The sequence below is a fragment of the Sorangium sp. So ce726 genome (assembly GCF_051521405.1).
Taxonomy (GTDB): Bacteria; Myxococcota_A; Polyangia; order Polyangiales; family Polyangiaceae; genus Sorangium.
In genome coordinates, this window is record NZ_CP150349.1 from 11503395 (window position 1) to 11516150 (window position 12756).

Annotated in this window: 8 protein-coding genes and 1 pseudogene; 5 read left to right on the forward strand and 4 right to left on the reverse strand. The window is 70.5% G+C overall.

Features of this window, described 5'->3' with window-relative positions:
* Positions 1–69: 69 nt before the first annotated feature.
* Entirely contained in the window at positions 70–543 is a 474-nt protein-coding gene (locus WME79_RS42905) for a macro domain-containing protein (protein ID WP_437527375.1), read from the reverse strand.
* 86 nt (positions 544–629) lie between these two features.
* Complete coding sequence (locus tag WME79_RS42910) at positions 630–1055, reverse strand: hypothetical protein (RefSeq protein ID WP_437527378.1); 426 nt, start codon at positions 1053–1055, stop codon at positions 630–632.
* 655 nt (positions 1056–1710) lie between these two features.
* Here WME79_RS42910 and WME79_RS42915 point away from each other — a divergent pair.
* Positions 1711–5874 carry a hypothetical protein gene (locus WME79_RS42915; RefSeq protein ID WP_437527381.1) on the forward strand — a complete coding sequence of 1388 codons (4164 nt, stop codon included), beginning with the start codon at positions 1711–1713 and terminating at the stop codon, positions 5872–5874.
* Positions 5871–7028: a UDP-N-acetylmuramate dehydrogenase gene (locus WME79_RS42920; RefSeq protein ID WP_437527384.1), complete on the forward strand. Its 1158-nt coding sequence runs from the start codon at positions 5871–5873 to the stop codon at positions 7026–7028. Before WME79_RS42915 ends, WME79_RS42920 begins: the two co-directional genes overlap by 4 nt.
* Positions 7029–7066: 38 nt before the next feature.
* Here WME79_RS42920 and WME79_RS42925 read toward each other — a convergent pair whose 3' ends face one another.
* Positions 7067–8815 (reverse strand): trypsin-like serine protease, encoded by a 1749-nt coding sequence (locus tag WME79_RS42925; RefSeq protein ID WP_437527387.1) that lies wholly within the window; start codon positions 8813–8815, stop codon positions 7067–7069.
* A 616-nt stretch (positions 8816–9431) separates the two neighbouring features.
* Between WME79_RS42925 and WME79_RS42930 the strand changes: the two are divergent.
* From WME79_RS42930 to WME79_RS42940, 3 genes and pseudogenes are all read left to right on the forward strand, one after another.
* A pseudogene (locus tag WME79_RS42930) lies at positions 9432–9743 on the forward strand (ISKra4-like element ISHoc2 family transposase); the annotation flags it as partial.
* A gap of 155 nt (positions 9744–9898) precedes the next feature.
* Positions 9899–10762, forward strand: a complete 864-nt coding sequence (locus WME79_RS42935; RefSeq protein ID WP_437527390.1) for a nicotianamine synthase family protein — start codon at positions 9899–9901, stop codon at positions 10760–10762.
* A complete protein-coding gene (locus tag WME79_RS42940) occupies positions 10759–11631 on the forward strand; it encodes an ATP-grasp domain-containing protein (RefSeq protein WP_437527392.1) in 873 nt (290 codons plus the stop codon). Before WME79_RS42935 ends, WME79_RS42940 begins: the two co-directional genes overlap by 4 nt.
* On the opposite strand, the gene WME79_RS42945 is transcribed toward WME79_RS42940, so the two are convergent.
* Positions 11624–12754, reverse strand: coding sequence for a 2-aminoethylphosphonate--pyruvate transaminase (locus WME79_RS42945; RefSeq protein ID WP_437527395.1), 1131 nt, complete (start codon positions 12752–12754; stop codon positions 11624–11626). The two genes, WME79_RS42940 and WME79_RS42945, sit on opposite strands and share 8 nt — an antisense overlap.
* Positions 12755–12756 lie beyond the last annotated feature (2 nt).

The window sequence follows — 12756 nt, forward strand, 5'->3', positions numbered from 1 at the left end:
CTCCTGAACACCAGGCTCTCACCCCCGGCCGTATGACGCAGGGGCGTAAGGCGGCTCGTGATCGCCGCGCTAGAGGTCGTAAACGTGCACGGGCAGTCCGGCAGCACAGAGCGTCCTCTGGACGATGGACTCAACCTCTGGCCACTTCCCGCCCGCCAGGCCGCAGCCGATCCTTGGCATATGAATTGACGCGCTGACACTCTGCGCATGCTCCGCAAGCGTGGCGAGACATTGTTCAAGCGCATCATAGCGGATCGGGGGAACGCCCTGGTGCGGATGCACGCCGTGCTGGGCGATCATGTTGGCGACTGAAAGATCGCCTTTCACGTTCACAATTTGCACTCCTCCAAGCTTGAATCCAGCTGCTTCACCCCGGGCATGCCAGGCGCGGTACTGCGCCTCAGGTTCGGGCCATTTCTTCGAGAGCGCGACCACGAACCCGCGCCCCCAGCCGCCGATGTCGTTGCAGACGTGGCAGATGATCCTTGCTCCCTCTCCAACGGGATCTGTCGCATCGCCGGTGCGGTAGTCGATCGCGTTCATCGTAGATGCAGCGCCTCCTCGTGCTGTCGAATGGTACCGTTCGAGACTGTGCGCGCCAGACTGGGCTCGCTCCGGACAACGCCATGTCAGGCATGCCGAGCAAGCAGGCGTCCACCGTTCCTCAAATAAAGGCGTTTGTATTCCATCGACCTGGTGTCCGGACAAGCAAGCACCGCTCGACCAAACGCCGGTGGCGGCGCGTACTGGTGCGCGTTGATGTAGTGGGTGATCAGGCCGGGGCAGACGAACAAGTAACCGTCGCCCGGAATGAACAGGTTTGTGCCACAGCACGCTTCAGCATCGAATTGACAGAGATTGCAGGGATGTCCACCGGCCAGAGCGATTGGCTGAAATGGGTCCTTCAACAACTCCTCAAGACGACGGTAGACGAGCACTTCGCTCGGCCCTCGTTCGAACGGCATCTCACGGTCCAGCCAACCGACGGCCACCAGAACCTTTGCCAGATCGGGACCAAAGTATCCGAGAGGCTCCAGATCACAGAATCCCGTCATGATGCCCCCACCCTCATTTCCGCCGCGGTCTGGCTCGCGCCCCCCAGACCGCCCGGTCGCGCCCCTTCGGCCGTGGTCGATCGAACCCAGTCGACCGGCCCCCGCCTGACGCCCCAGGCAGAGCCCCGCCGAATCCATTCACCCGAACTCTGCCAGGTGTCGCCGCCGCTGGTCGGCTCGATGTTCCGCCCGTCCGCGGTCACCACGCGCCCTCGACTCGCTGCATGAAGCCCATCGTATACGGCTCTTCGCCTGCGCGGGTCGCTCTTCACGCCTGCGGCGCGCGGTCGATGCAGGTCCGTCTCGCTGGCGCCCACGGTCCACTGACCACCGCCCCCCGACCGTATGTAAGCAGGGAGGTAAGGCGCTTCCTGGTTGCGGCGTACCGCATCCCAATCGAGAGCGCTCTTCACGCCCCAGCCACCTCGGCTCAGAGCGTGGGGCGACTCGAGCCCGGTCAGGGCAGCGACCCGCGGCGTAGGCGCCACCGAAGCGCGCCCAGGCCCTGCGCCCCACTCCACGCTCACCGGAACCGCCCCCCGGCCGTCAGTCAGCCCGCTCTCCCCCGCCGAACTTCACGTTTGCGTCGGCAATCCCAGGCCCGTAAGGAACGGCGGACAGGCACCGCGCGCGCGGCGCCGTGGAGACGCCGATCGTGACCACCCACCCCCGCAGCCCCACGAGCGCCGGCCAGCGCCCCGGGAGCCCTCGCCTCGCCGAGCGCCCCCACGTCGCCCGCCGCCCGTTTCTCGTCGCTCGCCGCGCCGCCCTGGCGCTCACCTTCGCGCTCGCCGCCGCCGCGCCCGCCGCGTGCGCCCCTCGGGGCGCCGCATCGCCGCTCCCCGCCGACGCGCCGCTCCCTGCCGCGTTCTCGGCCGCGCTGGAGGGCGAGATCACGAGCTCCGCCGCGGCCGCGCCGTACCTCGACGCCCTCGACCGCGCCGTCGGCGCGCCGAGCGACGACGGCGCCCTCGCCACCGTGATCGCGTCCCTCGACGCGCTCGTCTTCGGCGCCGGCACCGCGGGCGGCCCCGACCCCGACGCGGCGGCCATCGCCTTCCGCTCGCGTGAGGCGCTCCCCGAGGTCGCCCGCCGGCTCCAGCGCGCCTGGGCGTTCGCGGACGTCGACGGCCGCGGCGCGCCGGAGATGCCGTTCGTGCGCGGCGCGCTCGCGAGGGCCCTCCACCGCATCGCCCTCTTCGTCGGCGATGAGGCCGCGGCGGCGACCTGGAGCGCGCGCCGCGGCTGCGCGGGCGAGGCCGCCCTCGTCGGCCCGCTCGACGCCGCGCCGCTCCACGGCCTCGCCCGGCCGTCCCCCGTGAGCTCCGCGCCGGGCGCGCCGCTCGCCAGGGCCTACCCGGGGCTCGCGCCGTTCGCGCAGAGCGCCTCGCCCATCGTCGTCCGCGCCGACGCGTGCGCCATCGACATCGACGCGGTGAGCGCCCTCCAGGGGACGCGCGCCGTGGTCGTCGACCTCCACAACCCGATCGCCCAGCGGGTGAGCCTCGCGCTCGCCTCATCGTCCGCCGCCGTGCTCGAGGTGGGCGGCGTTCCCGCCCTCCACCGCGACTACGCAGCGGGCGGCGCGCAGGTCACGCGCTTCGCGACGGTCGAGGCCCAGCCGGGGACGCTGCGCGTCGTCGTGCGCGTTGCGCAGAAGGGCGACGGCGACGCCATCGAGCTCACCGCGTGGGGCGAGAACGGCCTCCCGCTCCGCGCCCGCGCGCCGCGCCCCGGCGCCGCCGCGACCGCGTCGGCGTCCCGGCCCGCCGCCGTGAGCCTGGCGCCGGCCGCGGCGTCGAGCGGCGCCGCCGGCCAGCGCCCTGGCGCAGCAAACGTCGAGGTCGCTGCCGCGGCCTTGCTCGCCCTCGGCGACGCGCGCGCGGCCGAGCACCTCCTCGACCCGGACGGCGACGGCCGCCTCCGCCAGAGCGACGCGCGCTCGCCAGCCTCCGCGCCACGCCCGCCAGCCTCCGCGCCACCCCCTGCCGCCTCCGCGCCACGCGCGCCGGCAGCTGCGCCGCCCCCGGCCGCCGCCGCGCCACGCGCGCCGGCAGCTGCGCCGCCCCCGGCCGCCGCCGCGCCGCGCTCGCCGCGCCTCGACCTGCTCTACGCGAGGGCCATCCGCCGCGTGGGCGATCTGCCCGAGGCCGAGGTCGTCGAGCGCATCCGCGCCGCCGTCGATCGCGTGCTCGCCGCGTGGCCCGCGTCGTGGGAGGCGCGCCTCTACAAGGCGGAGCTCGCCGAGCGCCGCGGCGGCCGAGGCGAAGGCACCATGGACGCCCTCCGCGAGCTCGGCGTCCGGGTCGCGCCCCCCGGGCCGACCGGCCTGAGCGCGCCCACCGTCGCCGACGGCGATCGCATGGTCCTCGCGGAGCTCGCGGTGGTCGCCCGCCGCGCGAACGTCACCGACGTCGCCGAGGCCGCGTACGCGAAGCTCGCCGCGGCGGCGCCCGGCTCGGCGCTGGTCGCCGTCGTCGACGACCGCATCCACGGCCGCGCCGGCGTCGACGCGGTGAAGGCCGCCTGCGAGGGCGGGCTCGATCGATCGAGCGCCGCGTGCCTCGGCGCGCTCCTCGACGCGAGCGACCGCGACGCCGTCCTCGCCGAGATCAAGCGGCTGCGCCGGCTCCGCCGCGCGCCGGACGCCCTGCGCGAGGTCGAGCTCCGCGAGCGCGTCGCCCGCGGCGACCTGCGCGGCGCGCTCGCCGTGTACGACGCGATGCCGCCGGGGCAGCGGGCGATGCTCGAGGCGCTCGGCCTCGCCGCCGGCCGCGGCGACACCCGCGCCGTGCGGGGCCGCCTCGCCCGCGATCGCACGACGGCGCGCGACACCCCCGCCGGGATCGGCCCCATCACCCGCGCCCTCGGCCTCGCGCCGGATCCGGCGCCGGCGCTCGAGGCCGAGGGCCGCAAGCTCGTGCTGGAGGACCAGCAGAAGGCGTTCCTCCCCGGCGCCGCGACCGCGGTGCTCCGCCACGTCGAGCGGTTCACGATCTCGCCCGACGGGCTCGTCCACTACGTCACGTACGACCTCCGCCGCGTCTCCGGCACCACGGACGTGGCCCAGGGCGCGGCCACCTACGGCCCGCTCATCGAGGGCCGCGCCATGCCGCGCCTGCTGCGCCGCCGCATCCACAAGCGCGACGGCCGCATCCTCGCGCCCGACGCGGCGTCGAACGCCGCGCAGGACCAGAGCGACCTCTCTCAGCTCGAGCAGGGTGACTACATCGAGCAGGTCACCGAGGGCTACGCGCTTCCGGGCGACGGCGGCCAGCTCGTCATCGACACGTGGGACCTGCTCCCCGAGCGCACGAGCGTCCGAGAGGCGACGATCGAGGTCAGCCGCCCGACGTCGCTCCCGCTCGCGCTCTGGTCGCACCCGCTGCTCGGCGCCGCGGAGCAGCGCGCCGAGGGCGCCTCCACGGTCAGCGTCTGGCGCATCAAGGATCAGCCGCCGCGGCGCATGGAGGACGGCGTGCCCCGCGTGGAGATGGGCGTCGGCGTCAGCCTGGGCACGCAGACCTGGGACCACGTGGCCGCGGCGCTCGACGAGAACATCCGCTCGCTCGAGGACCGCGATCCGTACATGACCCGCTGGGCGCGGGAGGCCGCGGGCGCCGACCGGACGCCGTCGCCCGCGCTGCTCGAGCGCGTCGTCGCGGCCGCGGGCAAGGCGGTGAAGGTCGCCGGCGGCGCCGAGCTCTCGGACATGGCGGCGCTGCTCGGCGGCGGCCCGCAGCGCACGACGGCGCGCGCGATGCTCGAGCTCGGCCAGGGCAGCCGGTCGTGGGTCGTCTACCGCGCGCTGCGCGAGCTCGGCGTGCGCGCCGATCTCGCGATCGCCGAGACCGAGCCGTTCAGCTCGTCGGCGGACTTCCCGCCGCACGCGGGGCGCTTCCGCCACCCGCTCGTGATCGCCCGCCTGCCCGGCGGCGACGTGTGGATCGACGCCGACGTCGAGGGCCCGCCGCTGCCCCCCGGCCGCATCAGCCCCGAGCTGCGCGGCCGCGCCGCCATGCTGCCGGGCGGCGAGCTCGTCACCGTGGCCGGGACGAGCGGCGAGACCGGCGACGAGATCGACCTGCGCCTGACGGTCGACGCGCAGGGTAACGCCGCGGGAACGTTCACGATTCTTCTGCACGGGCGGGCGGCGCAGGCGCTCTCGGAGGCGTTCGAGACCGTGGTGGGCACGGCGCGGCGCGAGATGCTCCGGGGCGTCGTGCTCGGCTGGCTCCCGTGGGCCGACGTCGAGGACGTGGTCGTCTCGTCGACGGAGGGCTCGTGGGAGGTCGCGCTCCGCGCCACCGTGACGATCCACGGCTTCGCCCAGCCCGTGGGCAAGGACGCCGCGGCATGGACGCTGCCGGGGCTGGAGCCGGTGCACCTCGTGTTCCCGCGCGCGTACACGAGCACGCTCGGCGCCTCGTACGCCTCGCGAGGGGCCCGCAAGAGCGCGCTCGCGATCGAGACCGCGCTCCAGTACCACGTGCGCCGCAGGATCGCGCTGCCCGAGGGCTACGCGGTCGCGCGCGCGCCCGAGGGGGTGCGCGTCGAGCACGCGGGCCTCGCGGCGTCGCGCAAGGGCAGCTACGGCGCGGCGATCGAGGAGGACTTCGCGCTGAGCTTGCCGACGGGGACCGTGTCGATCGACGAGTACAAGGCGTTCGTCGAGCGGGTGCAGGCGGTCGACAGCGGCTTCATGGCGGGCATCCGGGTGGCGCGGCCGGCGGCGCCTGCGCGGCAAGCCAGCGGCGCGCAGGGGCCGGGCGCTGTCCGCGGCGGGGTGCGGCCGAAGGCGCCGGAGAAGAAGCCGTGAGCCTCGACGTCCGCGAGTCGGTCCCGCTGGCCGCGCTCACGACGCTCGGCGTGGGCGGGCCGGCGCGCTATTTCGCCGAGGCCGCCGATGAGGCCGCGGTGATCGAGGCGTTCCGCTTCGCCGAGGCCCGCGGCGTGCCGCTCTTCGTGCTGGGCGGCGGCTCGAACCTGCTGGTCGCGGACCGGGGCGTCGACGCGCTTGTGCTGCGCGTGCGGATCCGCGGGATCGAGCTGCTGCGCGGGCGCGGAAAGGACGGCGGCGGCGGAGACACCGGCGGCGGCGGGGAGGCCGGGCGCGCCCTCGTGCGCGCGGGGGCGGGCGAGGCGTGGGACGACCTCGTGGCGCGCTCGGTCGCCGAGGGCTGGGCGGGCGTCGAGTGCCTGTCGGGCATTCCGGGCGACGTCGGCGCGACGCCGATCCAGAACGTGGGCGCGTACGGCCAGGAGGTCGCGGAGACGATCGTCGAGGTCCGGGCGATCGACCGCGCGACGGGGGTGGCGGTGGTCCTTTCCGGTGCGGACTGCGGCTTCGGCTACCGCGACAGCCGGTTCAAGCGCGCGTGGCGCGGGCGGTACGTCATCACGGCCGTCACGTTCGCGCTGCGCCCGGGGGGCGCCGCGACGGTGCGCTACCCCGAGCTCCAGCGGGCGCTCGCATCCTCTGGGGGCGCCGCGCCGCCGCTCGGCGAGGTGCGCAGCACGGTGATCGCGCTCCGCCGCGGCAAGTCGATGGTGCTCGATCCGGCCGACGAGAACGGCCGGAGCGCGGGGTCGTTCTTCATGAACCCGACGCTCGCGCCCGGCGCCGCCGCGGGTGTCATCGCGCGCATCGAGGCGGCGGGCGTGCTCGCGCCCGGCGAGGCGATCCCGCGGTATCCCGCGGACGGCGGCCGGGTGAAGCTGTCCGCAGCGTGGCTGATCGAGCGCGCCGGCTTCGCGAAGGGGACGCGCCATGGCGCCGCGGGCATCTCGACGCGCCACACGCTCGCGCTGGTGAACCGCGGCGGCGCCACGGCGGAGGAGCTACTCGGCCTCGCGCGGCGCGTGCGACGAGGGGTGCTCGATCGGTTCGGCGTGGCGCTCTCGGCCGAGCCGGATCTGGTGGGATTTGCGCCCGGCGAGATCGACGATCTCGTCAGCGGCGCCCACCTGTAAGAGGGGCCCCGGGCGACCGAGGACCCTTCCTCGACAGCTCACCGCCCGGCGTCGTGGAGCATGCCCTTGATCGCCCAGCCGCTGTCGACCTGGCGCGGGTACAGGTCACCGACGAAGTGCGCGCCGTTCATCAGCCAGATGGCGACCTGGCCGTTCGTGTGCCGCCAGACGATGTCGTCGCGGCGATCGTGATCGAAGTCGCCGACGCCCTGCACCTGCCATGCGAGGTCGCCGGGCCCGTGCGCGTTGTTGTATGAGGGCGAGTCGAAGCCCTGCTCGCCGCCGAACCAGATGGCGAGCTGGCCATTGGCGTCCCGCCACAGGATGTCCGAGCGCAGGTTGCCGTCGAAGTCGCCGATGGCCTGCACCTTCCAGAAGAGGCTCGGGTCCTGGCCGCCGGGGTAGGCCTCGCCCACCCGCACCCCGCCCGACATGAACCAGATCGCGACCTGGCCGTTCGTGTTTCGCCACAGGATGTCCGAGCGCGCATCGCCGTCGAAGTCGCCGACGCCCTGCACCTTCCACGAGCTGTCGACCGGCGCGGGCTGGTTGTTGTAGCCGGGATACGCGGCCTGAGCGGCGTCGCCCTTGAACCAGATGGCGAGCTGGCCGTTGGCGTCGCGCCACAGGACGTCCGAGCGCCCGTCGCCGTCGAAATCGCCGACGCCAGCCACCTTCCAGAAGAGGCTCGGGTCCTGGCCGCCGGGGTAGGCCTGGCCAACGACGGCTCCGCCATCCATGAACCATATGGCGACCTGACCGCTCGTGTGTCGCCAGAGCACGTCGCTCTGGCCGTCGCCGTCGAAGTCTCCGGAGCCCTGGATCTGCCAGGAGAGGCTCGGGTCCTGGCCGCCGGGGTAGGCCTCGCCGACGATGTCGCCGCCATCCATGAACCAGATGGCGACCTGGCCATTGGTGTGCCGCCACAGCAAGTTGGTGCTGGCCGAGCAGTCGCACGTGTCGCCGTGGCCGCTGCACTGGTTCGAGGGTGACGACGGGCACATGTGCGACTTGATCCAGTCGAACTCGGAGCCCGTCGTGACCCCCTTGCTGACCCAGCCGTGGGTCACCGTCCACGTGTGCATCGAGTGGACGGCGTAGAGCCGGCTCGCCTCGACGTTCAAGACAGCCCCGCCCGAGTCGCCGCTGCAAAAGACCTGGTCGTTGAAGCGCAGGATGTCGTAACCGTCCTCGTACCCGCCGACCACGGCGGCGTCGAAGTTCAGCGTGCCAAAGGGGGTGCTGCAGTCCGCGCCCGTGCGCCCGAATCCGGCGATCGTGACCCTCGAGCCCTCTGCGGGATAATCGTTGGCCACGACGAAGGGCTTCACGTGCGCCGGCGCGACGCCATTCAGCTTGATGACCGCGACGTCATGCTCGATCTGCCTCTCGGTCCAGGACGGGTTGTAGTCCGGCTGGATCTCGGCCACGCCGCTCAGCACGCGTGGGCGCGCGCCCGGCGTCGCCGGGTCGGGGCGAAAGGTCACCGTCGCGTCCGTGGAGCAGCCGTTGTCGCCGACGTAGCCCTCCTCGCAGAAGCAATGCGCAGCCGTGAGGACCGTGTCCGCGGCGATGACCATGCCCGAGCAGCTCCCCTGCGAGGTCGACACCTTCACCATCGCGAGCAGCTCGCTGGGCCCCGCCGGCGTCGGGTCGACGATCGGCGATGCGACCTGGGCCGTCTCCTCGAAGTCGCCCACCCCGCCGGCGTCGGCCGCGCAGGCGGCCAGCGGCAGCGCCAGCAAGGGACACAGCCAGCGCCGTGAACGAACATGCTTTTGAGCCATCGGTTCAACCCTCATTCCACTACCCTCCTTTTCGCTTCGCCCGCCGCAGTGACGCGCGAAGGGGACACGCATCGTTTGCTCTGGCGCGCGCTCGCGCCCTCGGTCGTCGGAGGGCGTTCAGCGGGCCTCTTCAGCGACGCTTCGCTCTTCAGCTCTTCAGCTCTTCAGCCCTTCAGCAACGCATGTGCCGGGTCGGGGCGGCGCTCGCCCCCGCGGTTCATCGACGCGCATCAGCGGGAGGGGCGTTTCTTCCGGCCCCCTCGTGAGCCCGTCGCCTCGATCGAGCTGTCGCCCCGTGAGGACCAGGTGTCTCCTCCGCAGAGACAGGGCGGGTGAGGCATCACGCCGGGATCCCGAGCTCCAGAGCGACGGATCCCTGCTCTTCCAGGACGGACGCGTCCCCACGGGGGCGCCGGAGTTCGCGAGCACCCCGCGCCCCGCCCGCCCGGCCACCTACGACGCGCTCAGGCGTCGCCAGGGGCCTCCTGGCCTCGGGCCGGTCATGTTCTCGCGCGAGGTCTGGGCGGCGCTCCGTGCTGGCACGCTCGACGCCGGTGGCGCTCTTCTGCACGAGGGTCGCCTGCATGATCTGGGGTGGTGGTTCAACGGGCGCTTCTTGAAGCATCGGACGATCTTGCACTACGATCGCGCGCTCGCAGCGGGGCTGCCCATCGCAACGGAGGTGCTCGAGGGCGCATGCCGCAATCTCGTCGAGGATCGCATGGACCGCACCGGGGCTCGCTGGTCGCTCCAAGGCGCAGAGGCGGTGCCGCGCCTCCGCTCGCTGCGCTCGAGCGGCGACTTCGAAGCCTACTGGGCGTTCCACCTGCAGCAGGAGCATGACCGAACGCACCGTGCACGTTTTGCAGAGGGCGATGTCCCCTCACCGCTGCCGCCGCCTCGACCCAAGCTGCGCCGAGTGAAATGAGCAAAATGCCCTCGTTTCAGAAGAGTCGCCCCAAAGCTTATCCGGACACCCATGGTTAACGCCCATGGGCTCCGAGGCGGCCCCAGTTGTAGACCACATCGTTGATGCCCAACTTCCGACACATCTCCCCAACCCGGTTTCAGGCGCGAAGGTTCATGCAATCAAACAAACATTTCTTCTTGGCTGAATTGCGCGCCCTGAGCTCCGAGCTTGAAGAGCTTCACCAGGAAGCCGGCCGTTGCGGCAATTTCGATCCCTTGGAAAAAAAGCTGGGCTCCGTTCGCCAGTTCGTCATGGATACGGAGAACGCCTCGTACTGGCGGCGTTGGGAAGGCGATTTCGAGCTTCTTCACGAGGCCACGATGCTTCGCGATGTTCTGGATCGCGCTCTCTGCGACCTGGAAAAGGACCATTCCCGCCACCTTTGCCAGCGACTGGCAGAGGGAACCTTGCCTTTGGAAGCCTATCTGGATGCGACTTACACGGAGTTTCGGAAGTCGTTCCGGGCGGAATTGGCGGCTTCTGGGATAGGCCCGAAATCGAGGATTGTTTTCATAGGGGCCGGGGCGCTGCCCGTCACGGCGCTGCTCTTCGCCCGGGAAAGTGAGGCGGCGTTGCTGTGTCACGACATCGATCCTGAAGCGACCCGTCTCGCAAGAAATCTTGTCATGCATCAGGGTCTGGCGGAGCGGATCCGGTGTAGCTGCCGTCCGCTCGAAACGATCCCTTGTGTCAGAGAGGCGAGCCATTTCATCATCGCCGCATTGGTCAAGGAGAAGGCCGCCATTCTTCGGCAACTAGGCGGCCAGATGCACGGGCAGGCAAAGATCATCCTTCGCTACGGCAACGGAATCAAATCGCTCTGCAATTATCCGTTCGAGAAGGAGCTCTCCGGGTCCTGGCGCGTCACCCCGCTAATCCATACCGGGGCGGTCTATGACGCCGTGCTTCTTGAGCGACACAATGGAAGCGAGACGGGCGTGGTTGCCGCCGTCGACCAGAAGCAAGGTGTGCCGTGAAGCTGCTACTGGCGACCTGCGCGAAGATCCCTCCCGAGGCAATCGGCTGCGATCTGGCGCTCAAGAAGGCCCTGGAACATCGAGGCGTGGAAGCCGTCTTGCGTCCCTGGGACCAGATCAAACCGCAGGAGGAGGCAAAAGGCCACGCGGCGGGCGTGGTGGTCCGTTCCGTATGGGATTACACGGAGCAGAGTGAGAAATTTTTCCGATGGATCCATGCATTGCGGGGCGAGGCGATTCCCGTGATCAATAAAGTCGACCTGCTACTATGGAATTCGAACAAGCGGTATCTGCTTGACCTCATCGCCCACGGAGTACCCTGCCCGGTCACGCGCATCGTCGATCAAAATCCAGATATAGAGACCACGGCGTCCGAAATTCCTGGAGATCGGCTCGTCTTGAAGCCCTGCATCGGGGAAAGCGGCGTGGGCGTGACCCTCGTTGAGCGCCACCAGGTGGCCGCGCAGGCCGAGGCCCTGCGCGCCGAAACGGGCCGGAACGATCTCTTGCTCCAGGAATTCATGCCGGAAATCCGCGAAGGCGAATTGTCGCTCGTGTTTATCGGCGGACATTTCGCCCATGGCGTGAGGAAGCGTCCCAATCCCGACGATTTTCGGGTGAACGGGCGTTACCGCCCGCTTGCTCCGGTGTCCGTTGCTCCCGAGAAGGAGCATGTGGCGGCCGCGGAGGAGGTCTTGCGGCATGTACCTGGTCGTCCCGTTTACGCGCGGGTCGACGGCGTCCTGCGCGGTGGCCAGTTTGTCCTGATGGAGATTGAGGTCATCGATCCCGCGCTTTATCTCGACATGGTCCCCGCGTCGGCCAATGCGTTGGCGGACGCCATCGTGGCGGCAATACGCCCTAGCTGATCCGCGGCAGGTCCTTGTAGCGCGAATCGATTTCGCCGAGGACTTCGCGGATGACGTTCATGATCATGCGGATGTCCGATTCGATCAGATCGCCCATGACACCGATGCGGAACGTTCCGGCGGCGGTCAGCCGTCCCGGGAAGATGGTGATCCCGCGCCGCTCCAGTGCTTCGTAAAAGGGCCGGAAGTCATGCGCGAACGGCTCGGGATTATGGAAGGTCGCGATGATGGGGATGGCCACCTCGTCGGGGATCAAGGTCCGGAATCCCCATTGGCGGAAGCCGTCGATCAGGATGCGCCAATTGCGCCGGTAACGTGCCCCGCGGGCGGCCACGCCGCCTTCCCGCCGGTGTCGTTCGCAGGCCCTGGCCAGGGCCGCGACAACGTGGGTTGGCGGCGTCCAGCGCCAGATGCCGCTCTTTTCCATCGTGCTCCATTGGGCATAGAGATCGAGCGAAAGCGACATGGACCTGCCCGCCGAGGCGGCCAGGGCGTCTTTGTTGACGAGGACGAGGCCGATCCCCGGGACGCTCTCCAGGCATTTATTGGGAGAGATGATGAGCGCCTCGAGATCGAGCGTGGCCACGTCGATGGGAAAGCCGCCGAAGGAAGCGACGGCATCGATGATGAGGCGCTTACCCCTGCGCCGGGCCACTTCCGCTACCATCTCGACCGGATTGAGCACGCCGGTGCCGGTCTCCGCGTGGCACATGGCGATGTGCGTGATGGAGGGGTCGGCGTCGAGGGCTTTTTCGAGATCGTCGCGCGTCGGTAACGGCAGCATCGGAAGCTCGAGCGTCGTGACCTTGAGGCGAATGCCCTCGGCGATTTCCCTGAGCCGGATTCCGTAGAAGCCATTCTGCACGATCAGGATCGTGCCGGTACGCGGCACCAGGGTCTGCATGGCCGCTTCGATGGCGTAGCTGGCGCTGCCTTGCAGGGGAACGCAGGCATGCGTCTCCGTGCCGTTGGCGATCTCGAGCAGATAGCGGCGGATCGCGGCGGTCATGTTGACGAAGTCGCCCGTGTAGGGGTTCCGGTCGAGCAGCATCGTCTCACGGATTTCCGGCGGGACAGTAAGGGGCCCCGGCGTGAGCAGGTAGTGGTCGTGTCGGCGATTCATTC